Genomic DNA, 23,493 nt, shown 5'->3' on the forward strand with positions numbered 1-23,493 from the left:
CGGCCGGCCGGTGGAGCCGCGCCGAGCGGGTACGCCTCGGCGGCATCGTGCTCGCCGTCGCCGTGCTGCACGTCGCCGGCTGGAGCCTCTACCTGTACTGGAACAACCAGCCCGCCGCGGCCGGCGGCCTCGCCGGGGCCGGCACGCTGGCGTACCTGCTCGGGGTGCGGCACGCCTTCGACGCCGACCACATCGCGGCGATCGACGACACCACCCGGCTGATGCTGCTGCGCGGTCGGCGCCCGGTCGGCGTCGGCTTCTTCTTCGCCCTCGGGCACAGCGGGGTGGTGCTGCTGCTGGCGCTGGTCGTCGGCCTCGCCTCGGCCAACCTCGCCGGCCCCGGGCTGGCCGAGGCCCGCGAGGTGGGCGCGACCGTCGCGGTCCTCACCGCCACGCTGTTCCTCGCCCTGGTCGCGGTGCTCAACGCGGCGGTGCTGGCCGGCCTGGCGCGGCTGTGGCGGCGGCTGCGCCACGGCGACCTGGACGAGCGCGAGCTGGACCTGCACCTGCTCAACCGGGGGCTGGTGCAGCGGGTGCTCGGCTCCCGGGCCCGCGCGCTGGTGCGCTCCTCCTGGCACATGGCGCCGGTCGGGTTCCTCTTCGGTCTCGGCCTGGAGACGGCCAGCGAGGTGACCCTGCTCGCCCTGTCGGCGAGCACCGCCGCCGCCGGCGGGCTGCCCGTGCTCGCCCTGCTCACCCTGCCGCTGCTCTTCGCCGCCGGGATGTCCGCCATGGACACCGCCGACAGCCTGCTGATGAGCCGCGCCTACTCGTGGGCGTACCGGCACCCGGCCCGGCGCCTCTACTACAACCTGGCCACCACGGCGGTGACCGTGCTGGTCGGCGGTCTGGTCGCCAGCGTCTACGCCGCCGGCCTGCTGGTCGACCACCTCGGGCTGTCGGCGCTGTCCTGGTACGCGGGGATCGCCGACCACTTCGAGCAGCTCGGGTACGCCGTCGTGGCGCTCTTCGTCTTCGCCTGGGCCGGCGCGGTGGCGCTGTGGAAGCTGCGCCGCTACGACGAGCGCTACGGTGCCGGGGCGGTGCGGCCGTGAGCCGGGTCGTGCACCCCATCGAGCGGGAGTCGTACCGGATCCTGCGCTCCCGGGTGGACCTCGCGCACCTGCCGCCGCTGACCCGGGCCGTCACCGAGCGGGTGGTGCACGCCAGCGCCGACCTCGACTACGTCACCGACCTGGTCTGCGACGAGGCGGCCCTGGCCGGCGGGCTGGCCGCCCTGCGCGCGGGCGCGCCGGTGGTCACCGACGTGGCGATGGTGGCCGCCGGCATCACCGGTCGGCAGACGGTCTGCCCGGTCGCCGAGCCGGCCGCCGCCGACCTGGCCCGCGCGGCCGGGATCACCCGGTCGGCGGCGGCGGTGCGGCTCGCCCTGGAGCGGGTCGGCCCCGGCGCGGTGTGGGTGGTCGGCTGCGCACCGACCGCGCTGGAGGAACTGATCACCCTGGACGCCCGGCCGGCGCTGGTCGTCGGGTTGCCGGTGGGCTTCGTGGGCGCCGCCGAGTCGAAGGCGGCGCTGCGGGCCAGCGGCCTGCCCGGGGTGTCCAACCGGGGCGAGAAGGGCGGCTCGGCGGTCGCCGCCGCCGCCCTCAACGCCCTGCTGTACGTGGAGGAGGAGGAGCATTGACATGCTCCCCCGCCCAAAGGCGGGGGATTCCCACCCCCGCGGGTTGGGGTTCCTGGTTCACCGCAGACCGCACGGAAGGAGGTCCTTCGTGTCTGACGTCCGCTCCGCAGGCGTTTTGCGTCTCGACCAGCCCGGCCGCGACGGCGATGTTCTTGGCGGCGTTGACGTCCCGGTCATGCCGGGTGCCGCAACTCGGACACGTCCAGTGGCGTGTGCCGAGGGAGAGTGTGGCGAGCAGGTGCCCGCACGCCGAACACATCTTGCTCGATGGGTACCAGCGGTCCACGACGGCGAGGGTACGGCCGTCGCGGTGGGCCTTGTAGGTGAGCAGGGTGCGGAACTCGGCCCAGCCGGTACGGCCGATCGCTTTGGCCAGGGACCGGTTGCGGACCATGTTCGCCACCGCCAGGTCCTCCACGGCGATGGCGGAGAACCGACGCACCAGGGTGGTGGACTGCTGGTGGAGGAAGTCCCGGCGGGCGTCGCGTACCCGCGAATGCGCTCGGGCGACCTTCCGTTTGGCTTTGGCGCGGTTGGCGGAGCCTTTCTGTCGGCGGGCCATCATCCGCTGATACCGCTTGAGCCGGCGTTCACGCCGTTCCATATGCCTCGGATGCGGGATGCGTTCGCCGGTGGACAACACCGCAAAATCGGTCAGGCCGAGGTCGACACCCACCGCCCCGCCCGTCGGTTCGGGTGCGGCGGGTGTGTCGATGTCGACGGCGAAGGTCACGAACCAGCGGCCGTCCGGGTCACGCGACACCGTCACCATCGTCGGATCCAACCCCGCCACGTCCACGCCTGGCCACGACCACACGAACCGCAACACACCCGGTGTCTTCCCCAACGACAGGTTCCCGCTACGGAGGCGGAACGCCGACCGGGTGAAACTGGCGGACTGGCGGCCGTGCCGCGACTTGTAACGCGGATACCGGGCCCGCTTGGCGAAGAACGCGGTCATGGCGGTGTGCTGGTGCCGCAGGGTCTGCTGCAACGGCACCGACGACACCTCACCCAGAAACGCCAGGTCGGGCTGCTTCTTCATCCCGGTCAGCGCCCGATCCGTCTCCGCGTACGAGGTCGATCTGCCCTCAGCGCGGTAACGAGCATGACGGGCGGCGAGAGTGCGATTCCAGACCACGCGTACAACCCGAACGTGCGGTTCAGTACCACAGCCTGCTCCGGGGTCGGGTACGCCCGACACCTGTACGCCGTCCGCACACGACCAGTCATACCAGAAAGGACAGTCATGGTTGACAACGCATCCGCCGTTCCTCCCCGCCCTGATGGACGGGGCATCCTGGCGGTGATCCGGTGACCGCTCTGGTCATCGTCGGGCACGGTACGCGCAGCGCGGCCGGGGTCGACCAGTTCGTGGCGTTCGTGGAGCGGGTCCGCCGGCGCGCCGCCGGCGCGGTCGGCGACGTCGAGGGCGGCTTCATCGAGTTGTCCCGGCCGCCGCTGACCGACGCGGTGGGCGCGCTCGTCGACCGGGGACACCGGTCGCTGGTGGCGCTGCCGCTGGTGCTGACGGCCGCCGGCCACGGCAAGGGCGACATCCCCGCCGCGCTGGCCCGCGAGCGGCAGCGCCACCCCGGGCTCAGCTACGCCTACGGCCGGCCGCTGGGCCCGCACCCGCTGCTGCACACCGCCCTGGAGCAGCGCATCGACGCCTCGCTGGCGAGCGCCGACCGGGCCGGCACCTGGGTGGCGCTGATCGGGCGCGGCTCCACCGACCCGGACGCCAACGCCGAGGTGGCAAAGGTGGCCCGGCTGCTCTGGGAGGGGCGCGGCTACGCCGGCGTCGAGCCGGGCTTCATCTCGCTCGCGGAGCCGTCGGTGCCGGCGGTGCTGGACCGGCTGCGCCGGCTCGGCGCGCGGCGCATCGTCGTCGCGCCGTACTTCCTCTTCGCCGGCGTGCTGCCCGACCGGATCGTCGCCCAGTCGGCCGACTTCGCCGCCGCCCACCCCGAGCTGGACGTGCGGGTGGCCGACCTGATCGGCGACTGCGACGCCCTCGCCGACCTCGTCCTCGAACGGCACGCCGAGGCGCGCCGCGGCGACATCCGGATGAACTGCGACACCTGCGCGTACCGGGTGCTGATGCCGGGCTTCGCCGACAAGGTGGGCCGGCCGCAGACCCCGCACGACCACCCCGACGACCCGGTCGACGGCCACGGCCACCACCATCACGGGGACCACCACCACGGTGGCGGTCACCACCACCACCACGACCAGCGGCCCGGCCTGCGCCCGGGACAGGTCGCGGTGGTGGGCGGCGGCCCCGGCCCCGACGACCTGATCACCGTACGGGGGAAGGCCCTGCTGGACAGCGCCGACGTGGTGGTCGCCGACCGGCTCGCCCCGCAGGGGCTGCTCACCGGGCTGCGCCCGGACGTGGTGGTGGTCGACGCCGCCAAGGTGCCGCGCGGGCCGTCGATGCCGCAGGACACCATCAACGACACCCTGATCGCGTACGCCCGCGCGGGCAAGCGGGTGGTCCGGCTCAAGGGTGGCGACCCGTACGTCTTCGGCCGGGGCCACGAGGAGGTCCAGGCGTGCGCCGCGGCCGGGGTCGAGACCGTGCTGGTACCCGGGGTGAGCAGCGCGGTGGCCGTGCCGGCCCTGGCCGGCGTCCCGGTGACCCACCGGGGCGTCGCCCACGACGTCACCGTCGTCTCCGGGCACCTGCCGCCGGGGCACCCCGACTCCCTGGTGGACTGGGTGGCGCTGGGCCGGTCCCGGGGCACCGTGGTGCTGCTGATGGCGGTGGACACCATCGCCAAGATCGCGGCGGTGCTGGTGGAGCACGGCCGCGCCCCGGACACTCCCGTGCTCGTCGTCGCCGACGGCGGTCAGCCGGGGCAGCGCACCTGGTCGTCGCGGCTGGACGAGGTGGGCGGGTTGGCCGCGCGGGAGGACGTCCGGCCGCCGGCGGTGTTCGTGCTCGGACCGGTGGTGCGGCTGCGGGAGACCGGCCCGGCCGCCGGTCAGCCGGTGGCCGCGCGGGCGAGGGCGTAGCCGGCGGTGGCCGCGGCGAGGCCGGCGGCGACGCTGAGGGCCATGTTGGCCAGCGCGGCGTGCCGCCGTCCCGCCCGGGCCAGCCGCAGCGTCTCGTAGCTCAGGGTGGACCAGGTGGTCAGCGCCCCGCAGAAGCCGGTGCCGACCAGCGCCGTGAGCGCGGGGTCCGCCGGCAGGCCGGTGACCGCGCCGAGCAGCAGCGACCCGAGTACGTTGACCGTCAGCGTGCCCCACGGGAACCCGGTGCCGAAGCGGGCCTGCACGGCCCGGTCGGTGAGGTAGCGCAGCGGGGCGCCGAGCGCCGCGCCGAGCGCCACGAGCAGGGCGGTCACCGGCCGCTCCGGGTGAGCAGCCGCCCGGTGGCGGCCTCGCCGGCCCAGACCGCGAGCAGCGCGCCGACCAGCGTGGCGCCGAGGGCGGCCAGCGCGGTGCCGGGGGCGCCGGCGAGCAGCGCCTGGTGCGCGTCGACGGCGTAGGTGGAGAAGGTCGTGTACCCGCCGAGCACGCCCACGCCGAGGAACGGGCGGGCCAGCGGTCGGCCGCCGCCGGCGTGGGCGAGCACCGCCATCAGGCCACCGATCAGCAGGCATCCGCTCACGTTGACGCCGAAGGTGGCCCAGCCGAACGTGGCGGGGGAGTGCGGGACGGCGGCCTGCAGGCCGGCCCGGGCCAGCGCGCCGAGCGTACCCCCGGCGGAGACGGCGGCGAGCACCGCCGCCGGGTGAGCGGTGAGTTCGTCGCGGTCGGCCGGGACCCGCAGGTCGACGTCCGGGTCGACGCGCGACGGCTCGGACGGGCCGGTCACGTCTCCTCCCACGGTGCCGTCGGCCGCCATCCGGCCGTCGCCGCAGCATAACGCCGGGCCGGCCGCGGACGGCCGACCCGTGCCGTCGTGCGCCGGCGTCAGCGCACCCCCGCGACGGCGGCGTCGGCGCCGCCGCGCCAGACCACGCCGGCCTCGGTGAAGCCGGCGTCGGTCAGCGCCGCCAGGTGCCAGGAGGCCGGCGGGTTCCACTCCGGGCTGTGCCCGGTCGGGTAGATCTCGCGCCGCCGTTCCACCAGTGGGGCGAGCGCCGGGTCGGCCGCCGCCCGCTCCCACCAGTCCGACCAGGAGAGCACGGCGCCGCTGGCGTACCGGGCCTCGCGCCGGGTCCGCGCGCTGTCCAGCAGGCGCTTGGTCAGCTCCGGCAGCGCGTCGTCGGGCATGTGGTCGGCGTTGAGCAGGATCCCGCCCGGGCGCAGCACGCCGTGCAGCTCGGCGTAGAGGCGGGCCAGCCGCTCGCCCGGCAGCCAGTGCAGCGCGGTGGCGGTGAGCACCGCGTCGTACTCCCGCGCCGGCAGCGCGGCCGTCCACTCCGGCTGCCCGAGGTCGGCCTCGACCACGGTGACCCGGTCGCCGAACGTCGACCTGGCGATGGCCAGCAGCGCGGGATCGAGGTCGACCAGGGTGATCTCGGCGTCGGGGAAGCGGCGCAGCGCCCGGGCCGAGATGGTGCCGGTGCCGCCGGCCAGGTCGAGCAGGCGGGGTCGCCCGCCGTCGAGGACCGCCTCGACCGCGTCGAGCATCGCGGTGAACCGGTGCTCCCGGTCCGGCAGGTACGCCTCCTGCTGCCGGTCCCAGCTCTCCTGCCAGGCGGCGACGTTGCTGATGTAAGGACTCATAACGATGAGGCTAGTTACCGTCCCGGAGCGCTGTCCAGACCTTGTTGCCAATAATTTGCAACAGCGAGAAGATCGCAAGCGCACCCTCGCCGCGCTGCACGGCCTCATCGAGGCGTCCCTGGAACGCGCGCTCCAGGCCGGGCACCAGCTCTCCGTGGTCGAGTACACGGTGCTCGACGCGCTCTCCCGTCAGGACGGCTGGCACATGCGGATGCGGCAGCTGGCCCGGGCCGCCGCGCTCTCCGACAGCGCCACCACCCGGCTGGTCACCCGCCTGGCGGACCGCGGCCTGCTCACCCGGGTCCTCTGCGCCGACGACCGGCGCGGCATCTACACCGAGCTCACCCCCGCCGAGTGTGAGCTGCTCGCCCAGGCCCGGCCCACCCACGACCGGGTGCTGGCCGAGGCGCTGGCCGAGGCCGAGGCCGCACCGGAGCTCGCCCCGCTGGTCGACGCGCTGCACCGGCTCCCGGCGTCCCGCTGACCCGCCGCACGCCACGCCGACCCGCCGTTTCGGCAGCGCCGAGCCGGGGCACATGCCCGACAGGGGATTGTCGAGAGGGGGTCGTGATGGCGGATACGACGACGCCAGCCCACGTGCGTCCGGCCGGTCCAGCGCCCGACGGGGGAGGTCCGCGCCGCAACGCCAGGCGGGCCGGGGGGCCGCCGTTCCGCAAGCCGCGCTGGCCCCGGGCGTACGCGTTCGCGCTGGTGACCGGGGCGCTGTTCCTGTTCTCCTGGATCGGCCAGTTCGTCTTCCAGGCGGTGGCGGAGGGCAACGAGGCGAGCCAGCACGGCCAGTCCTTCGCCTGGGCGGACTTCCTGCCGCAGTTCCTCGCCTCCACCTTCGAGAACTGGCAGTCCGAGTTCCTCCAGCTGATCTGGCAGGCCGCCGGCCTGGCCCTGTTCTACTACTGGGGCTCCTCCCAGTCCCGCGAGTCCGACGAGCGGATCGAAGCCAAGCTGGACGCGCTGCTGCGCGAGCGCGACCTGGACCCGGAGAACCCGTGACGTGTGGGCGGCGCCACGACGCCGCCCGTTGACCTCAACCCGGCTTCACCTCAGAGGCTTGACCACGTCGGCGAGCGATGTGGAGGGTGACGTGCGGGTGATCGAGGTGGCGACGTTCGGCGGGCCGGAGGTGCTGGCCCTGACCGAGGCCCCGGAGCCGGTGCCCGGCCCGGACGAGGTCGTGGTCGAGGTGTCCGTCGCGGACGTGCTCTGGGTGGAGACGATGATCCGGCGCGGGCGGGGCGGCGAGTACTTCCCCGTCCGGCCGCCGTACCGGCCGGGGGTCGGGGTCGCCGGCACCGTCGGCGCGGTCGGCGCGGGGGTCGACCCGGGCTGGACCGGCCGGCGGGTGGTCACCAGGACCGACGAGCGGGGCGGCTACCTGGAACGCGCCGTGGTGCCCGCCGAGGGGCTGGTGCCGGTGCCCGACGGGGTCTCCCTGCCGGACGCGGCGGCGCTGCTGCACGACGGGACGACCGCGTTCGGCCTGCTCGACCTGGTGCCGGTCCGTCCCGGGGACCACGTGCTGGTCACCGCCGCCGCCGGCGGCCTCGGCGTGCTGCTCGTACAGGAGGTCCGCGCCCGGGGCGGGTTCGTCGTCGCGGCGGCCCGGGGCGCGGCCAAGCTCGACGCGCTGCGCCGGCTGGGCGCCGACGTCGTGGTGGACTACGCCGAGCCGGACTGGACGCTGCGGGTCCGGGCCGCGACGGACGGCCCGCACGTCGTCTTCGACGGCGCCGGCGGCGACTACGGCCGGACGGCGTTCGACCTGGTGCGCGACGGCGGCCGGTTCTCCGCGCACGGCACCCCGGCCGGGGAGTTCGCGGTGCCCGCCGCCGAGGCCGCGCGCGCCCGGGGCATCACCGTCACCGGCATCGGCGACGTCCAGTTCACCCCCGAGCAGGCGCGCCGGCACCTGCGGGCCGCGCTCGACGCCACGTCGGCGGGGCGGATCGCGCCCCTGGTCGGCCAGACCTTCCCGTTGCACCGGGCCGCCGACGCCCATCGGGCGATCGAGGAGCGTGCCGCGATCGGCAAGACGCTGCTCACCGTCTGACCGCCGGGCCCGCCGGCCGTCCCGGCCGCCGGTGGTGCCGCGCCGCCGACCGGCGTACGGTACCAAGATCGGCGGGCGGGGCGGCCCGGTTCCGGGGCGACCCGGACGTGTCGGTACGCGACCCCCGCCGCCGCGCCAGCGTGACGTGCAGGAGGCACCGATGCAGGACCGCACCCCGCGCCCCGAGGACCTGGAGCCGATCGAGCGAGCGAGCGTCGACGAGCTGCGGGCGGTGCAGCGGGAGCGGCTGCGCTGGTCGCTGCGGCACGCGTACGACAACGTGCCGCACTACCGCCGCGCCTTCGACGCCGCCGGGGTGCACCCCGACGACTGCCGGGACCTGGCCGACCTGGCCCGCTTCCCGTTCACCGGCAAGGCGGAACTGCGGGAGAACTACCCGTTCGGCATGTTCGCCGTGCCGCGCGAACGCATCGCCCGGCTGCACGCCTCCTCCGGCACCACCGGCCGGCCGACGGTGGTCGGCTACACCGCCGACGACCTGCGGACCTGGGCCCGGCTGATGGCCCGGTCGATCCGGGCCGCCGGCGGCCGCCCCGGCGACCGCGTGCACGTCGCGTACGGCTACGGGCTGTTCACCGGCGGGCTCGGCGCGCACTACGGCGCGGAGGAACTGGGCTGCACCGTCATCCCCGTCTCCGGCGGGATGACCGAACGTCAGGTGATGCTGATCCGGGACTTCGAGCCGGAGGTCATCATGGTGACCCCCAGCTACATGCTCGCGATCGTGGACGAGATGGAGCGGCAGGGGATCGACCCGCGCGCCACCTCGCTCCAGGTCGGTGTCTTCGGCGCGGAGCCGTGGACCGAGGACATGCGCCGGGAGATGGAACAGCGCCTCGACATGCACGCCGTGGACGTCTACGGCCTCTCCGAGATGATGGGCCCGGGCGTGGCCAACGAGTGCGTGGAGACCAAGGACGGGCCGCACCTGTGGGAGGACCACTTCTATCCGGAGATCGTCGACCCGGTCACCGGGGAGGTGCTCCCCGACGGCGAGCGCGGCGAGTTGGTGCTCACCTCGCTCACGAGGGAGGCCATGCCGGTCGTCCGCTACCGGACCCGCGACCTGACCCGGCTGCTGCCCGGCACCGCCCGCCCGATGCGCCGGATCGAGAAGATCACCGGGCGCAGCGACGACATGATGATCGTGCGCGGGGTGAACGTCTTCCCCACCCAGATCGAGGAGCTGATCCTGCGTACGCCGCAGCTCTCGCCGCACTTCCAGTGCGTCCTCGGGCGGGAGGGGCGGATGGACACGCTGACCGTCCGGGTGGAGCGGCGGGCGGGGGTGGCCGTCGAGGCCGCCGAGCGGGCCGGCGGGGCGCTGGTCGGGCTGGTCAAGAACACGATCGGAGTGAGCGTGGCGGTCGAGGTGGTCGCCCCGGACGGGGTGGAGCGGTCGATGGGCAAGATGCGGCGGATCGTCGACCAGCGGCGGGGCGGCTGACATGGCGGGGCGCAACGCCGCGTACGACATGTTCGACGCCGACGCGGCGTCGAAGGGGCTCGGCATCGAGCTGGTGGACGCCGCCGACGGGGCGGCGGTGGCCCGGATGCGGGTGACCGGCGCGATGGTCAACGGCCACGCGATCGCCCACGGGGGCTTCGTCTTCCTGCTCGCCGACACCGCCTTCGCGCTGGCCTGCAACAGCCACGGTCCGGTCACCGTCGCGGCCGGCGGCGAGATCACCTTCGTCCGTCCCGCCCGCGAGGGCGACCTGCTGACCGCCCGCGCCACCGAGCGCACCCGTTACGGCCGCAGCGGCATCTACGACGTCACCGTCACCCGCGACGGCGGCGAGGTGGTCGCCGAGTTCCGGGGCCGCAGCCGCACCCTGCCGCCGCCCGCCGGCTGAGCCTCGCGCCGGCGCCGATGCGTCCGACCTCGCCGCCCCCACGGGCGTTACCGGCGCGGCTAGCATCGGGCGGTGCGAGTGCTGGTGGTCTCCGCGCCGTTGATCGGGCACGTCTTCCCCCTGCTGCCGCTGGCCGCCGCGCTGCGCGATGCCGGGCACGAGGTGCTCGTCGCCACCGCCGCCGACGGCCTGCGGGCGGAGCAGTCCGGGCTGCCGGTGCGTGATGTCGCGCCGGCGTTCGACTTCGGCCGGATCGCCCGGGGCGTCATGCTGCGCCATCCGCTGATCGCCCGGGCCGAGCTGGCCGGCACGGCCGGCACCCGGGGCGCGGCACTGCTCTTCGGCGCGGTCAACGACCAGATCGCCGACGGGGTGGTCGCCGTCGCCGCGCGGTGGAAGCCCGACCTGGTGATCCACGAGCCGTTCGCGGTGGCCGGGGCGCTCGCCGCCGCGACGCGCGGCGTGCCCGCCGTACGCCAGGAGAACGCCCTCTTCGACGGCCGGGAGCTGGTCCGGGTCACCCTCGCGCGCCTGGGCGGGGCCCTGCGCCGGCACGGCCTGACGGAGCTGCCGCCCCCGGCCGCCGCGATCGCCGTCGCCCCGCCCAGCGTGCGGCACCAGGACGGCTGGCCCATGCGCTACGCCGCCCACGCCGGCGGCGGCGACTTGCCGGGCTGGCTGCGCGAGCCGGGGGAGCGCCCGCGGGTGCTGGTCAGCCGCAGCACCGTCGCCGGCCCCGGCAGCGCCGGGCCGATGCCGGCGGTCGTCGCCGCCGCCGACCGGGTCGACGCCGAGTTCGTCCTGGTCCGCCCGGACGCGCGGCTGGCCCGCCGGGCGCTGCCCGGCAACGTGCGCACCGTCGACTGGATCCCGCTCGCCGAGGCCCTGCCGGCGAGCGCGGCGCTGGTCCACCACGGCGGCGCGGGCAGCGTCTTCACCGCGCTGACCGCGGGGGTGCCGCAGCTGGCCACCGTCGGGCCCGGCGACCGGCGGCACAACGCCGAGCTGGTGGCGGCGCGCGGCGCAGGAATCGCGGTCCGGGCCCGCGACATCACCGCCGACACCCTGACCCGGCTGGTCGGCGATCCGGCGCTGCGCGACGCGGCGAGGCAGGTCAGCGCCGAGATCGCCGCGATGCCGGGGCCGGCGGAGCTGGTGCGGCGGCTGGAGTCGCTGGTCTGACGCCGTCGCGCCCGCGCGGCGGCCCGTTCCGGTCGGGGGCGTGGGGCAGGATGCCGCCATGGGACATGTCGTGCTGTTTCACTCCGTCTACGGGCTGCGGCCGGCCGTGCTGACCGCCGCCGACCGGCTGCGCGCCGCCGGGCACACGGTCGTCACGCCCGACCTCTACGGCGCGCCGGCCGCGGACACGGTGGAGGACGGCTTCGCCCTGCTCCGCAAGATCGGCCAGGAGGCCGTGCTGGACCGGGCCCGGGAGGCCCTGCGCGGGGCGCCGGCCGACGCGGTGCTGGCCGGCTTCTCGATGGGCGCGGGGGTGGCCGGCGCGATGCTCGCCGAGCGCCCCGACGCGGCGGCGCTGCTGCTGCTCTCCGGCGTCGGCGGCGAGCCGGAGTCGGTCCGGCCGGGCCTGCCGGTGCAGCTGCACCTCGGCGACCCGGACGACTACGACGCGGAGCCGGAGGTCGCGCAGTGGCGGCGGGCGATGACCGACGCCGGCGCGGAGCTGTCCGTCCACCGTTATCCCGGCGTCGGGCACCTCTACACCGACCCGTACCTGCCCGACCACGACGCGACGGCCGCCGCGCAGACCTGGGAGCGGGCCATCGCCTTCCTCGCCGACCGCTGACCGGACTCATGCGGGGCGGGGCTGCCGGCCCGCTGAGCCGCCCCGGGCCGGAGCAGACCGCTCCGCCAGCCGAGGCGGGCCAGACCGCTCCGCCCAGCCGAGCCCGACGGGGCCGTTCAGCCGAGGCGGGCCGCGCCGGCCGGGCCCTCAGCCGAGGCGGGCCAGGTCGTCGGCGGAGAGCCGGATCGCGCCGGCCGCCACGTTCTGCGCCAGGTGCTCCGGGTCGCCGGTGCCGGGGATGGCCAGCACGTGCCGCCCCCGGTGCAGCGTCCAGGCCAGGCGGACCTGATGCGGGGTCACCCCGTGGGCGCGGGCCACCGCGCGCACCGCGTCGTCGTGCTCGCCGGTCGCGCCCGCCTCCCGCCCGGCGCCGGCGATCGCGAAGAACGGCACGAAGGCCACCCCGCGCTCGCCGCAGACCCGCAGCAGGTCGTCGGCCCACCGGTTCGCGTCGAGGGCGTACGCGTTCTGCACGCAGACCACCGGCGCGACGGCCTGCGCCTCGTCCAGGTGGTCCACCCGCACGTTGGACAGGCCGAGGTGCCGGATCAGCCCGGCGTCGCGCAGTTCGGCGAGGGCGGCGAAGCGCTCCGCCACCGAGTCCCGCCCCTCGCGCCGGACGATCCGCAGGTTGACCACGTCCAGGTGGTCCCGGCCGAGGCGGCGCAGGTTCTCCTCCACCTCCCGGCGCAGCTCGGCCGGGGTCAGCTCCCGGTGCCGGTTCGCCGCGTCGAACGACGGCCCGACCTTCGTGGTGATGACCAGGTCGTCCGGGTATGGCGCGAGCGCCTCCCGGATGAGTTCGGTGGCGTACCGGCGCGGGCCGGTGCCGACGCCGAGCGGCCCGCCCGGCGAGACGTAGAAGGCGGCGGTGTCGATGTGGTTGACGCCCAGCTCGACCGCCCGGCGCAGGACGCGGACGGCGCGCGCCCGGTCCGGGTCGACGGTCAGCCGCATCGATCCGAAGCCCATCCGGTGCACGGTGCGGTCGCCCAGGGTCCAGGTGCCGGCGGCGGAGGCGGTGATCTCTTCGACAGGCATCGGACGAAGCTAGCCAAGGGGACCCGGCCCGCGCACTCGGTCAGCCGCCCGATACCGCCGGGGCCGGAACCGGCTTAATGTGGATCGTGGGGGAGAGACGGCCCCTCCGTCACGCCGCCGCCGGCGCCCCGCGCGGCAGCCCCCACGTCGACCTCCATTCGCGGCGCTTCCGCCAGTCCGACCGTGCCGGCCCGGCCGACGGGGCGCGGTCGCGTCCGACGGGCGCGCCAGGGTCGGCCGCCCACCCGGATGGGTCCACCACCCGGACGGCCCCGGAACGTCCTGCCCGGTCCGTCCGCGCGCGTGCGTGGGCCAAGCCCGACCCGGTCGGCCGGGGGGCGCCGGAGGTGGTGGCGGGGCCGGCGAGCGGCTGCCGACCGACGGCGCGCGCGCCGACCGGGCCGACGGGCGCGGCGGAGGACGGGGCGGCCTCCGACACGGGTACGGCCGCCGCGGCGAGCCGGCGAGCCGGCGCCACCGCATCCGACGGCTGCCCGGCCCACCCGGCGATCGCGGCCCGCACCGCCCTCGGCAGCCGGGCGTACGCGACCTCGCGCAGCACCGGGTCGGCGACCGCGTACCCGCCGCCGGCGCGGCCGACCAGCAGGCCCGAGGCGGCGAGGGCCCGCAGCTCCGGCGCCGCCCGGGCGGGCGACCAGCCGAGCAGGCGCCCCACCGCCGACGCGGTGACCCCCGCGCCGAGGGCCGCGACGCCGAGGGCCGCCACCGCCGTCAGCGCCGCCCGCCGGACGCCGTCGAGGCGGTCCAGCCGGGCGTCCACCTCCCGGCGCACCGACTCGGGCACCGGCAGCAACGCGGTCGGCGCCACGTCGAGCGATGCCACGTCGAGCGACGCCACGTACGCGGCGGCCCGGCCGGGGTTGCCCTCGACCAGCGGCAGCAGGCGCGCGGCCGCCGCCGCCGGCCGGTCGGCCCGGCGCAGCAGGTGACGCAGCAGCCGGCCGGTCTCCACCGGGCGCAGCGGCGGCACGTCCAGCCGGTGCCGGCGGTCCCGGGCCCCGGGCAGCACGTCCGCCCACTCGGGACGGTGCAGCGCCACGACCGCCAGCGGCAGGGACCGGGCGGTGGCCGCCGCGAAGAGCCGGTGCAGGAAGCGGTGCAGCTCCCCGGTGGCCCGGTCGAGGTCGTCCACCGCCACCACCAGCGGCTCCCGGGCGGCGAGCGACAGCAGCACCTCCCGCGCCACCTCGGCGCCCCGCGCGGCCTCGCGGGTGGCGTCCGGACTTGCCAGGAGTCCTTCCAGCGCGGACACCGTCTCGGTTAGGCCGGCGGGCGGCACCAGGCCCGCGAGGGCGGCGGCGAGCCGACGGCGTACGACCGCAGGTGGGTCGTTCGCGCGGAGGCCGGCGGCCCCACGCACCAGGTCGGCGACGGGCGCCAGGGCCTCCGGGCACGGCGGGCAGTGCGCGACGCACCAGCGCACCGGCACGTCGTCCACGGTCGGGACGGCGCGCCGCAGCTCGTGCAGCAGCCGGCTGCGCCCGCTGCCGGCGGGACCGACCAGCGACAGCCAGCGCGGGCTGCGGTCCCGCACGGCGCGGACGATCAGGTCCCGGGCGGTCGCCAGTTCCCGCCGTCGCCCGACCAGCGGGCCCTCGTGCGGGGTCGGGGCCGGCCGGGTGGCGCCGGTGGCGTGCCACACGTCCACCGGCAGCGCTTTGCCGGCGAGGGCCACCGGCGGCACGCGGCGCTGGTCGATCAGCCCCACGGTGGCCCGGTGGGTGGCCGCGCAGAGCGCCACGCCGCCCGGCGGGGCGTACTCCTGCAACCGGGCGGCGGTGGTGGTCACCGCGCCGCTGGCCGCGCCGTGCCCGCCGTCGTGTGTCGCGGCGAGGTCCACCAGCGCCTCGCCCGTGGCCACCCCGACCCGGACCCGCAGCCGCGGCGCGCCGGGCACGGGACGCCGGTCGAGGGCCCGCTGGATGTCCAGCGCCGCCCGCACCGCCCGGTACGCGTCGAACCCGTCGGACTCGCGCGCCCCGAACAGCGCCATGACCGCGTCGCCGACGTACTTCTCGACCACCCCGTGCCACCGGCGCAGCACCCCGGCGACGGTGGCGAAGTAGGCGCGCTGCAGGGCCCGTACGTCCTCGGGGTCGAGCCGGTCGACGAGCGCGGTCGACCCGACGATGTCGGCGAACAGCACGGTGACCATGCGTCTCTCCTCCGGCACCGGCCAGCCTGCCGACGCGACACGTTGCGGACCGGCGACGATGGTGAGCATGGGCATCGCACCCGCCTTTCCCCCCGTTGCCTGCCGACGCCTCGGAGACTGTCACCTGTGGGCCGACGGGGGATCTGCAGAACGACGTATGTCGGCCGGCCGCAACCTCCGGTCGCAATGTCGACGCGACGAGTACCACAGGGGCAGAAGACCCGTAGAACGGTGCGCGGACGGGTGACTAGGCTGCGTGCCATGGCCAGCGATGTGGACGCCGCACCGCTCGTCGGCCGGGCCGACCTGGTGACGACGGTACGGTCCGCGCTGCTCGACGAGGTCGCGCAGGGGCACACCGCCGCCGTCTTCCTCACCGGCGAGAGCGGCGTGGGCAAGAGCCGGCTGCTGCGCGAGGTGGGCGCCCGGCTGCGCGACGCGGGCGCCCTGGTGCTCACCGGCTCCTGTCTGGACATCGGCGACGCGTCGCCGCTGCACCCGCTGTTGCAGGCGTTGCGCCGCTTCGACGCCGAGCTGACCGGCTCCCACGCCCGGACGTCCTCGGCCGTCCGCGGCCTCCTGCAGATGTTCGCCGACGAGACCGCCGGCCCGGACGGCGCCGGGGCGCTGCTGGAGCGGGTCTCCCGGGGGCTGCACCTGATCGCCGAGGGGCGTCCGCTGGTGCTCGTGCTGGACGACCTCCAGTGGGTCGACCGCAGCACCCGGCAGCTGCTGCTCTATCTGCTCGCCGGCCTCGGCGACCTCCAGTTGTCCGTGCTCGCCGCGGTGCGGGCCGAGTCGTTGCAGGGCGCGCACCCGCTGCGCCGGGTGCTCACCGAGCTGCGTCGGCTGCGCTCGGTGCGGGTGCTCGACCTGGTCCCGTTGGACCGGGCCGGCACCGACCAGCTCGCCGCCGCCGTGGTCGGCCGACCGCTCGCGCCTGAGGCGGCGGAGCTGGTGTGGCGGCGCAGCGGCGGCAACCCGTTCGTGGTGGAGGAGTTGGCCCGCGACCTGCGCGACGGCCGGGACGGCCTCTCCGACACGCTGCGCGAGATCTTCCTGGCCCGGGTCGACGCGCTGCCCCAGCACGCGCACGCCGTGGTGCACGCGGTCGCGGCCGGCGTCGAGCCGGTGGAGCACTGGCTGCTGGCGCGGGTGACGCGGCTGCCCGAGGACGAGCTGATCGAGGCGGTCCGCGCGGCCGTCGCGCACCGGCTGCTGGTGGGCGCGGACGACGGCTACCGGCTGCGGCACCGGCTGGTCGCCGAGGTGCTGGAGCACGAGCTGCTGCCCGCCGAACGGGCCGCCCTGCACCGCCGCTACGCCGAGGCGCTCACCTCGGCCCCGGCGGAGCTGCACCAGGCCCGCCTGGCGCACCACTGGCGACTGGCCGGTGAGCCGGCGCGGGCGCTGCCGGCGGCGACGGCGGCGGCCCGGGAGGCCGAGCGGCTGCACGGCTGGGCCGAGGCGCACCGGCACTGGTCGGTGGCGTTGCAGCTGGCCGGCTCGCCCGGCATGGGTCCGCTGGACGTGGACCGGGTGACCCTGCTGGAGCGCGCCGCCGAAGCCGCCCACCACTGCGGCGAGCACGCCCGCGCGCTGACCCTGATCGAGGAGTTGGCCGGCTCCGGCGCCGACCGGTCGACCTGTGCGCTGCACATCCGGCGGGCCCGCTACCTGGCCGCCGCCGGCCGGTCGGCGCTCGCCGAGGCGGAATACCGGCGGGCCCTGGAGGCCGCCGACTGCACGCCCCGGGAACGCGCCACCGCCGCCGCCCACCTGGCCGAGCTGCTGCTGCACCTCGGCCGGTACGCCGACGCCGGCCGGCGGGCCCGGGAGGCGCTGAAGCTGTCCGCCGCGGTCGAGGGCTCCACGTCGGAGGTCGTGCTGGCCAGCGCGGCCCTCGGGTTCTCCGAGGCGTACCTGGAGGATCCGGACGCCGGGCTGGCGGTGATGCGCCGGGCGCTGGAGACCGCCGAGCGCTCCGGCCGCCCCGAGGACGTGGCCTGCGCGTACCTGCACCTGGCCGAGCTGTTGACCGGGCCGCTGAACGTGCTGGAGGAGGGCGTCGTCGTCGCCCGCCGGGGTGCCGAGCGGGTGGCCGAGCTGGGCCTCGGCCGCACCTGGGAGACCCGGCTGCTGGCCATCGCCACCAACGGGCTGTTCCGCGTGGGCCAGTGGGCGGAGGCCGAGAAGGTCGTCGCGGCGGCGCTGCGGCACCGCCCCTCCGGCGCGGACGCGGTCGAGCTGCTGCTGGCCCGCTGCCGGCTGTCGGTGGGCTACGGCGACATCGCGGCCGCCGACCGCGACCTGGACGCCGTGGCCACGGTGCTCGCCGGCGGCGGGGCGCGGCACGTGATCCCGTTGCTCACGCTGCGGGCGGGGCTGGCCATGTGGCAGGGCCGGCACGACCTCGCCCGGCAGGCGGTGCAGCGCGGCCTGACCGAGAGCCGCTCCGACGACGTGGGCATCCTCGCCGCGCTGGTGTGGCACGGCCTGCGGGCCGAGGCGGAGGCGCACGCCAGCCGGACGATCGCGGTGGACGAGACCGCGGTGCGGCGGCTGCGGGAGGTGGCCGACCGGGTGGCTCGCAAGAGCGAGCACGCGGCCCGCCCGGTGCGCGACGTGGTCGACGGGTTCCTGGCGTTGTGCGCCGCCGAGGTGAGCCGCCTGGAGAGCAGCGATCCGGAGCTGTGGGCCCGGTCCGTGGCGCAGTGGGACCGGCGCCTCCACCCCTACCCGGCGGCCTACTCGCGGCTGCGGCAGGCCGAGGCGCTGCTGGCCCGGCGCAAGCGCAGCGCCACGGCGGGCAAGCTGCTGCGGCAGGCGTACCAGGTGGCGCAGGGGCTCGGCGCGGTGCCGCTGACCTCGGAGATCCGGACCCTCGCGGGCCGGGCCCGGGTGGCGCTGGAGGACCGGCCGGTCGCGGGCGAGCCGACCGCCGGCCCGGACGGCGACGAGTTGGCGGCGCTGACCGCGCGGGAGCGGGAGGTGCTCGCCGCCGTCGCCGAGGGGCTGACGAACCGGGAGATCGGCCAGCGGCTGTTCATCAGCGAACGGACCATCGGCGTGCACGTCTCGCACATCTTCGACAAGCTCCAGGTCCGCACCCGGGTGCAGGCCAGCGCCATCTTCCTGCGTAACCGGCCCGCCTGACGCGCGTACGGATACGTCGTTCTACTGATCCGGCCGACGGTCGTCGGCTGGCAGGCTGTGCAGCGTCGCCGACGGCACGGGGTGCCGGGAACCACTGTGGAGGAGAGATGACGGAACCGGTGTGGGGCCCGGTGCATCGGGACGTCGTCGACCTGCTCGCCGACCACCCCGCCGACGTGCCGGCGGTGGTCGACCACCTCACCAAGCTCCAGGACCTGCTGGTCCGGCTGCCTCCGTTGGAGGCGAGCTGCCCGCTGGCCGACTTCAACAAGCTCTATCTGACGATCACCGAGAGCGTGCTGAACGGGCTCTACGACGACCGGTTCTCCGACCCGGTGTTCCTGTCGCGGCTCGACGTGGAGTTCGCCGCGCGCTACTTCGACGCGATGCGGCTGTGGACCGACTCCAGCCCGGGCACGCCGAAGGCCTGGACGTGCCTGTTCGAACGGATGCGCGGGCCGGACGCCCGTCCGCTGCCGTCGGCGGCCGCCGGGGTGAACGCGCACATCAACTTCGACCTGCCGTTCGCGCTGGTGACCACGTTCGACAGCCTGGAGTCGGAGCCGGTCGACGGCACCGAGCAGCACCGCGACTACCTCGAGATCAACAACATCTTCGCGGACAAGATCCCCGGCCTGCGGCGCGGCTACCTGGAGCGGTGGCAGCTGCTCATCGACATGCTCAACGGTGACATCGACGACTGGTACCAGGGGGAACTGGTCGAATACACCCGCGACGTCGCCTGGCGCAACGCGCAGAAGATCTGGCGGTGCCGGCACGACCCGGCCGCCCACGAGTGTGAGCGCGCGCGGTTGGACGACACCGCCGCGGCGCTCGGCCGGCTGCTGCTCTCGCCCCTCGGGGCGTTCCTGCAGTAGCCGGGACGGGGGGTCCCCGCGCTCCGCACCGGCACACGGCGGAGCGCGGGGACGCGTCCGCGCCGCCGGTCGCTCCGCCCCGCGTGCACGGCCGCCCGTCGCCGCCCGCCATCCGTCGAGGCCGGTCGGGCGCGCGCCGCCGACCGCGCCGGGTGGCGCGGTCAGGGGCGTTTCGACCTGCTGCGGTACGCCGCGGCGGCTGCCCGGTTGGTGCACAGCTCGCAGCAGAAGCGCTGCCGGGCCGACCTGGTCCGGTCCAGGTAGGGCGCTCCGCACCCGGGCGCCGCGCACACGCCGAACCGGTCGGCGCCGCCGATGACCAGGGCGCGGGCCAGCGCCCCGGTGACCAGGGCGGCGAACGGCCCGACCGGCACCGGAGCGGGCGTCGGCGCGACGCGCAGCCCGCCGTCGGCGTCCCCCTCGACGGTCATGCCGCCGCTGACCTCGCCCAGCACCGCGTTGAGCGTCGCCACGCGGGCGGCCGGGTCGGGCGCGGCGAACACCGCGTGGAGCCGGTCCCGCAGCGCCCGCAGGTGCGGCAGGTCGTCGTCGCGCAGGCTCGCCGCGACCTCCGGGAAGCCCAGCTCGCGGGCGGTGGCCCGGGTGGCCGGGACGGTCAGCCGGTCGGCCGGCTCCTGGAGCACCCAGTGGCTGTGCAGCAGCGAGATCGCCAGCCGCAGCGCCGGCTCCAGGGGCGGGACCGGGCTCACCGCCCGCTCCGTCGCGTCGCCACCATGCCCGCCGCACCTCCACCTTGACCGATCGCCCGTCCGCATCCTAACGTCGTCAGGTGTAAAGGCGATTTAACAACTGACGGAGGTGGCATGTGCGACGACTGTCCGCACTCCTGTCGACGGCCCTGCTGCTGGCCGCCGGGCCGCCCACCGGCGCCTCGGGCGCCCGCGCCGGCGATCCCGCCGATGCCCCGGACGCCGCCGTCTCGGCCGCCCGGGGCGTGCTGATCCGGGACGTCGAGATCGCGGTGCCCGGGCAGCGGCCCGTCCGGGCGTACGTGGTCCGGCCGGCCGGCCCGGCCCGCCCGGGCTCGCTCGCCGGCGTGCTGCACCTGCACTGGTACGCGCCGGGCGCGGCCAACCAGGACCGCACCGAGTTCCTCGCCGAGGCGACCGCGCTGGCCGGCCGCGGCGCGGTGGCCGTGCTGCCCCAGTTGACCTTCCCGTGGACCGCCGACCCGCTCGGCGACGCCCGGGACCGGGTGTCGGTCGCCGCGCAGGTCGACGCGGTGCGGCGCGCGTACGCCCGGCTGCTCGCCGAGCCGGGGGTGGACCGCGACCGGACGGCGGTGGCCGGCCACGACTACGGTGCGATGTACGCCCTCGCCCTGACGGCGCGGGAGCCGGGGCTGCGCGCGGCGGTGCTGGTGGCGCCCGACGCCACCTGGGCGAACTGGTTCGACACCTACTGGCTCGACCTGCCCGAGGGGGAGAAGGCCGGCTACCGGGCGGTGTTCGCCGGGCTGGACCCGGTGGAGCTGGTGGGGCGGCTGGGCGACGACGCGTACCTCCAGTTCGCCGGCGCGGACCGGTTCGTCGGCCCGGCGACCCGCGCCGCGTTCGCGGCGGCCGCGCCGGAGGCCCGGGTGTCGCTCTACGAGGGTGCGCGGCACGACCTCGGTGGCGCCGACACCCGGGACGACCGGGCGGCCTGGCTGGCCGGGCGGCTGGCACTGGCCGGCTGAGGACGGCGCCGACGGCGGCCGGGCCCGGGGGCGCCCGGCCGAAGTCGTCGCACGGCGGCCGGGCCCGGGGGGTGCCCGGCCGCCGTGGCCGCCCGGCGGGCGGGCCGTGGTCGGGGGTGGGGAAGGGCCGGCCGGCCCGGGGGGTGCCGGCCGGTCCGCGCGGGGTACGCCCGCGCCGGCCGGTGGCGGACGGCCCGGCCGGCGCCCCCGGTCGGTCCGTCCGTCCGGGAGGGCCGCCCGCCTCGGCGGAAGGGCGTTCCGGGTTCGCCGTTCCGGCGGGCGGCCGGCGGGAGACCGCCTACGGTCGGGTCAGGACGGCCGAGGGGCGGGGACGGGGGATGGCTGACGAGCACGGGGCGGGGTCGCGGCGCACGCGCGGCCGCCGCCCGCCGCCCGCCGGAAGGGACCGGGAACTGCGCGCCGCGCGCGATCCCACCCGCCCCGGCCGCCGCGCCGGTCGCCCGGTCGCCGTCCCGGAGGTCGTGGCCAGCCCCAGCCGGCCGGCGGCGCCGCCCAGCCCGCTGCGACGGTGGCTGTTGATGCACCGGGTGCAGCCGGTGGGCCCCGAGTCGGCGGAGGGCCAGGCCCGCTCGCACGCCTGGTGGCAGGTCATGTGCCTGACCGGGGTGGACTACTTCTCCACCCTGTCGTACCTGCCGGGGATTGCGGCGGTCGCGGCGGGGGCGCTCTCCCCGCTGGCCACCCTGCTGATCGTCGCGCTGACGCTGCTCGGCATGCTGCCGATGTACCGGCGGGTGGCCCGGGAGAGCCCGCACGGGCAGGGCTCGGTGGCGATGCTGGAACGGCTGCTGCCGTTCTGGCGGGGCAAGGTCTTCGTGCTGGTCCTGCTCGGCTTCGTGGCCACCTCCTGGATCATCACGATCACCCTCTCCTCGGCGGACGCCACGGTGCACCTGCTGGAGAACCCGCTGCTGCCCGAGGATGTCGACGGAACGGGGGTCGCCGTCGGCGTCACCGTCGTGCTGCTGCTGGTCCTCGGCGGCGTCTTCCTGCTCGGCTTCCGGGAGGCGGTGGCGGTGGCCATCCCGCTGGTCGCCGTCTTCCTGGCGCTGAACGCGGTGGTCGTCGCGGTCTCGGTGGCCGAGATCGCGGCGGACCCGGGGACGCTGGCGGGCTGGACCTCGGCGCTGAGCGCGGGCCGGGGCCCGGGCGAGGTGGCGGTGACCGCCGTGCTGGCCTTCCCGCTGCTGGTGCTCGGGCTCTCCGGTTTCGAGACCGGGGTCAGCATGATGCCGCTGGTGGCCGGGGACGGGCCGGACGGCGCGGCCCGGTTGGCGGCGCGGATCCGCAACACCCGGCGGATGCTCGCCACCGCCGCCCTCGTCATGTCGGTCTACCTGGTCTCGACCTCGCTCGTGACCACGGTGCTGATCCCTCCCGGTGAGTTCGGGCCGGGCGGGGCCGCCAACGGCCGGGCGCTGGCGTACCTCGCCCACGAGCACGTCGGCGAGGTCTTCGGCACCGTCTACGACGTCAGCAGCGCGCTCATCCTCTGGTTCGCCGGCGCCTCCGCGATGGCCGGCCTGATCAACATCGTGCCCCGCTACCTGCCCACCTACGGCATGGCGCCGGAGTGGGCCCGCGCGGTGCGGCCGGTCGTGATCGTCTACACGCTGGTCAGCATCGCGATCACCGTGGTGTTCCGGGCCGACGTCAACGACCAGGCCGGGGCGTACGCCACCGGGATCCTCGCCATGATGGTCTCCGCCGCCGTGGCGGTCACCATCTCCGCGGCCCGCCGCCGGGAGCGCGTCGCCGCCGTCGGCTTCGCCGTGCTCACCCTGGTCCTGCTGTACGCCCTGGCCGAGAACGCCATCGCCAAGCCGGACGGCATCACCATCTCGGTCCTGTTCATCCTCGGCATCGTCGCGGTCTCGCTGGTCTCGCGGGTGAGCCGGACCACCGAGCTGCGTACGGAGCGGATCGAGTTCGACGAGCCGGCCCGACGGTTCGTCGCCGACTCGCTGGCGCACGACGGCCGGCTGCACCTCATCGCCCACAAGCGGGCCCGGGGCGCGGTGAAGGAGTACACGATCAAGGAGCGGGCGCAGCGGGGGATGAACCCGGTCCCCGGCGAGGGCGACATCCTGTTCCTGGAGATCGAGGTGGTCGACCCGTCCGAGTTCAGCCAGGTGCTGCGGGTCCACGGCGTGGAGGTCGGGGGCTTCCGGGTGCTGCGGGCCAGCAGCCCGGCGGTGCCGAACGCCATCGCGGCGATCCTCCTGGCGCTGCGCGACGCCACCGGCGTCCGCCCGCACGCCCACTTCGAATGGTCCGAGGGGAACCCGATCGCGCACCTGCTGCGTTATCTCATCCTCGGTCGGGGCGACACCCCGCCGGTGGTCCGGGAGATCCTCCGCAAGTCCGAGCCGGACCCGGCCCGCCGGCCGGGCATCCACGTCGGCGGCTGACCCCGGCATCCCGTGCCGGCCTCGGGCCGCA

The 23,493-nt window shown here is 76.1% G+C and carries 22 protein-coding genes; 14 read left to right on the top strand and 8 right to left on the bottom strand.

Annotated elements, in window-relative coordinates; all coding sequences use genetic code 11:
- The first annotated feature begins 62 nt into the window (after positions 1-62).
- Positions 63-1,055 carry a HoxN/HupN/NixA family nickel/cobalt transporter gene (locus ABT006_RS17270; RefSeq protein ID WP_502890996.1) on the top strand — a complete coding sequence of 331 codons (993 nt, stop codon included), beginning with the start codon at positions 63-65 and terminating at the stop codon, positions 1,053-1,055.
- Positions 1,052-1,645, top strand: a complete 594-nt coding sequence (locus tag ABT006_RS17275) for a precorrin-8X methylmutase (protein ID WP_350707425.1) — start codon at positions 1,052-1,054, stop codon at positions 1,643-1,645. Before ABT006_RS17270 ends, ABT006_RS17275 begins: the two co-directional genes overlap by 4 nt.
- On the opposite strand, the gene ABT006_RS17280 is transcribed toward ABT006_RS17275, so the two are convergent.
- A complete protein-coding gene (locus ABT006_RS17280) occupies positions 1,608-2,786 on the bottom strand; it encodes an RNA-guided endonuclease InsQ/TnpB family protein (RefSeq protein WP_350707427.1) in 1,179 nt (392 codons plus the stop codon). The genes ABT006_RS17275 and ABT006_RS17280 overlap by 38 nt on opposite strands.
- Entirely contained in the window at positions 2,696-2,944 is a 249-nt protein-coding gene (locus ABT006_RS17285; RefSeq protein ID WP_350707661.1) for a helix-turn-helix domain-containing protein, read from the bottom strand. The genes ABT006_RS17280 and ABT006_RS17285 overlap by 91 nt, the downstream gene beginning before the upstream one ends.
- 15 nt (positions 2,945-2,959) lie before the next feature.
- Here ABT006_RS17285 and cobA point away from each other — a divergent pair, with 15 nt between their 5' ends.
- Positions 2,960-4,666 (top strand): uroporphyrinogen-III C-methyltransferase, encoded by a 1,707-nt coding sequence (gene cobA, locus ABT006_RS17290; RefSeq protein WP_350707429.1) that lies wholly within the window; start codon positions 2,960-2,962, stop codon positions 4,664-4,666.
- Here the strand turns inward: cobA and crcB are convergent.
- The 3 genes from crcB to ABT006_RS17305 all read right to left on the bottom strand — a co-directional run bounded on the left by crcB (position 4,636) and on the right by ABT006_RS17305 (position 6,328).
- Positions 4,636-4,998, bottom strand: coding sequence for a fluoride efflux transporter CrcB (crcB, locus tag ABT006_RS17295; RefSeq protein WP_350707431.1), 363 nt, complete (start codon positions 4,996-4,998; stop codon positions 4,636-4,638). The genes cobA and crcB overlap by 31 nt on opposite strands.
- On the bottom strand, positions 4,995-5,501 hold the full coding sequence (locus ABT006_RS17300) for a fluoride efflux transporter FluC (RefSeq protein ID WP_350707433.1): 507 nt from the start codon (positions 5,499-5,501) through the stop codon (positions 4,995-4,997). Before ABT006_RS17300 ends, crcB begins: the two co-directional genes overlap by 4 nt.
- Positions 5,502-5,569: 68 nt before the next feature.
- Positions 5,570-6,328, bottom strand: a complete 759-nt coding sequence (locus ABT006_RS17305) for a methyltransferase domain-containing protein (RefSeq protein WP_350707435.1) — start codon at positions 6,326-6,328, stop codon at positions 5,570-5,572.
- A gap of 55 nt (positions 6,329-6,383) precedes the next feature.
- On the opposite strand from ABT006_RS17305, the gene ABT006_RS17310 reads away from it, so the two are divergent.
- The 7 genes from ABT006_RS17310 to ABT006_RS17340 all read left to right on the top strand — a co-directional run bounded on the left by ABT006_RS17310 (position 6,384) and on the right by ABT006_RS17340 (position 12,080).
- On the top strand, positions 6,384-6,812 hold the full coding sequence (locus ABT006_RS17310; RefSeq protein ID WP_350707436.1) for a MarR family winged helix-turn-helix transcriptional regulator: 429 nt from the start codon (positions 6,384-6,386) through the stop codon (positions 6,810-6,812).
- A gap of 86 nt (positions 6,813-6,898) precedes the next feature.
- Complete coding sequence (locus tag ABT006_RS17315) at positions 6,899-7,339, top strand: DUF6766 family protein (protein ID WP_350707438.1); 441 nt, start codon at positions 6,899-6,901, stop codon at positions 7,337-7,339.
- Positions 7,340-7,397: 58 nt separating this feature from the next.
- Complete coding sequence (locus ABT006_RS17320; protein WP_350707440.1) at positions 7,398-8,396, top strand: zinc-binding dehydrogenase; 999 nt, start codon at positions 7,398-7,400, stop codon at positions 8,394-8,396.
- Between the two features lie 160 nt (positions 8,397-8,556).
- Positions 8,557-9,864 carry a phenylacetate--CoA ligase PaaK gene (gene paaK / locus ABT006_RS17325; protein ID WP_350707441.1) on the top strand — a complete coding sequence of 436 codons (1,308 nt, stop codon included), beginning with the start codon at positions 8,557-8,559 and terminating at the stop codon, positions 9,862-9,864.
- 1 nt (position 9,865) lies between these two features.
- The gene (gene paaI / locus ABT006_RS17330; protein WP_350707443.1) at positions 9,866-10,273 is read left to right on the top strand and encodes a hydroxyphenylacetyl-CoA thioesterase PaaI; all 408 of its coding nucleotides are present in this window, start codon (positions 9,866-9,868) and stop codon (positions 10,271-10,273) included.
- A gap of 72 nt (positions 10,274-10,345) precedes the next feature.
- Positions 10,346-11,455, top strand: a complete 1,110-nt coding sequence (locus tag ABT006_RS17335; RefSeq protein ID WP_350707445.1) for a nucleotide disphospho-sugar-binding domain-containing protein — start codon at positions 10,346-10,348, stop codon at positions 11,453-11,455.
- A 58-nt stretch (positions 11,456-11,513) separates the two neighbouring features.
- Entirely contained in the window at positions 11,514-12,080 is a 567-nt protein-coding gene (locus tag ABT006_RS17340; RefSeq protein ID WP_350707447.1) for a dienelactone hydrolase family protein, read from the top strand.
- Between the two features lie 147 nt (positions 12,081-12,227).
- Here the strand turns inward: ABT006_RS17340 and ABT006_RS17345 are convergent, their stop codons facing one another.
- Positions 12,228-13,121 carry an aldo/keto reductase gene (locus tag ABT006_RS17345; RefSeq protein WP_350707449.1) on the bottom strand — a complete coding sequence of 298 codons (894 nt, stop codon included), beginning with the start codon at positions 13,119-13,121 and terminating at the stop codon, positions 12,228-12,230.
- A 109-nt stretch (positions 13,122-13,230) separates the two neighbouring features.
- A complete protein-coding gene (locus ABT006_RS17350) occupies positions 13,231-15,297 on the bottom strand; it encodes an AAA family ATPase (protein ID WP_350707451.1) in 2,067 nt (688 codons plus the stop codon).
- Between the two features lie 261 nt (positions 15,298-15,558).
- Here ABT006_RS17350 and ABT006_RS17355 point away from each other — a divergent pair, with 261 nt between their 5' ends.
- Positions 15,559-18,453, top strand: a complete 2,895-nt coding sequence (locus tag ABT006_RS17355; protein ID WP_350707453.1) for a helix-turn-helix transcriptional regulator — start codon at positions 15,559-15,561, stop codon at positions 18,451-18,453.
- Between the two features lie 107 nt (positions 18,454-18,560).
- Positions 18,561-19,331: a DUF5995 family protein gene (locus tag ABT006_RS17360; protein WP_350707455.1), complete on the top strand. Its 771-nt coding sequence runs from the start codon at positions 18,561-18,563 to the stop codon at positions 19,329-19,331.
- Positions 19,332-19,492: 161 nt separating this feature from the next.
- On the opposite strand, the gene ABT006_RS17365 is transcribed toward ABT006_RS17360, so the two are convergent.
- Complete coding sequence (locus ABT006_RS17365; protein WP_350707457.1) at positions 19,493-20,041, bottom strand: CGNR zinc finger domain-containing protein; 549 nt, start codon at positions 20,039-20,041, stop codon at positions 19,493-19,495.
- 116 nt (positions 20,042-20,157) lie between these two features.
- Here ABT006_RS17365 and ABT006_RS17370 point away from each other — a divergent pair, with 116 nt between their 5' ends.
- Both ABT006_RS17370 and ABT006_RS17375 read left to right on the top strand, forming a co-directional pair.
- The gene (locus ABT006_RS17370) at positions 20,158-21,030 is read left to right on the top strand and encodes an alpha/beta hydrolase family protein (RefSeq protein ID WP_350707458.1); all 873 of its coding nucleotides are present in this window, start codon (positions 20,158-20,160) and stop codon (positions 21,028-21,030) included.
- A 338-nt stretch (positions 21,031-21,368) separates the two neighbouring features.
- Positions 21,369-23,462 carry an APC family permease gene (locus ABT006_RS17375; protein ID WP_350707460.1) on the top strand — a complete coding sequence of 698 codons (2,094 nt, stop codon included), beginning with the start codon at positions 21,369-21,371 and terminating at the stop codon, positions 23,460-23,462.
- The last annotated feature ends 31 nt before the right edge of the window (positions 23,463-23,493 follow it).

Source organism: Micromonospora sp. NPDC002717 (assembly GCF_040295705.1).
GTDB lineage: Bacteria > Actinomycetota > Actinomycetes > Mycobacteriales > Micromonosporaceae > Micromonospora.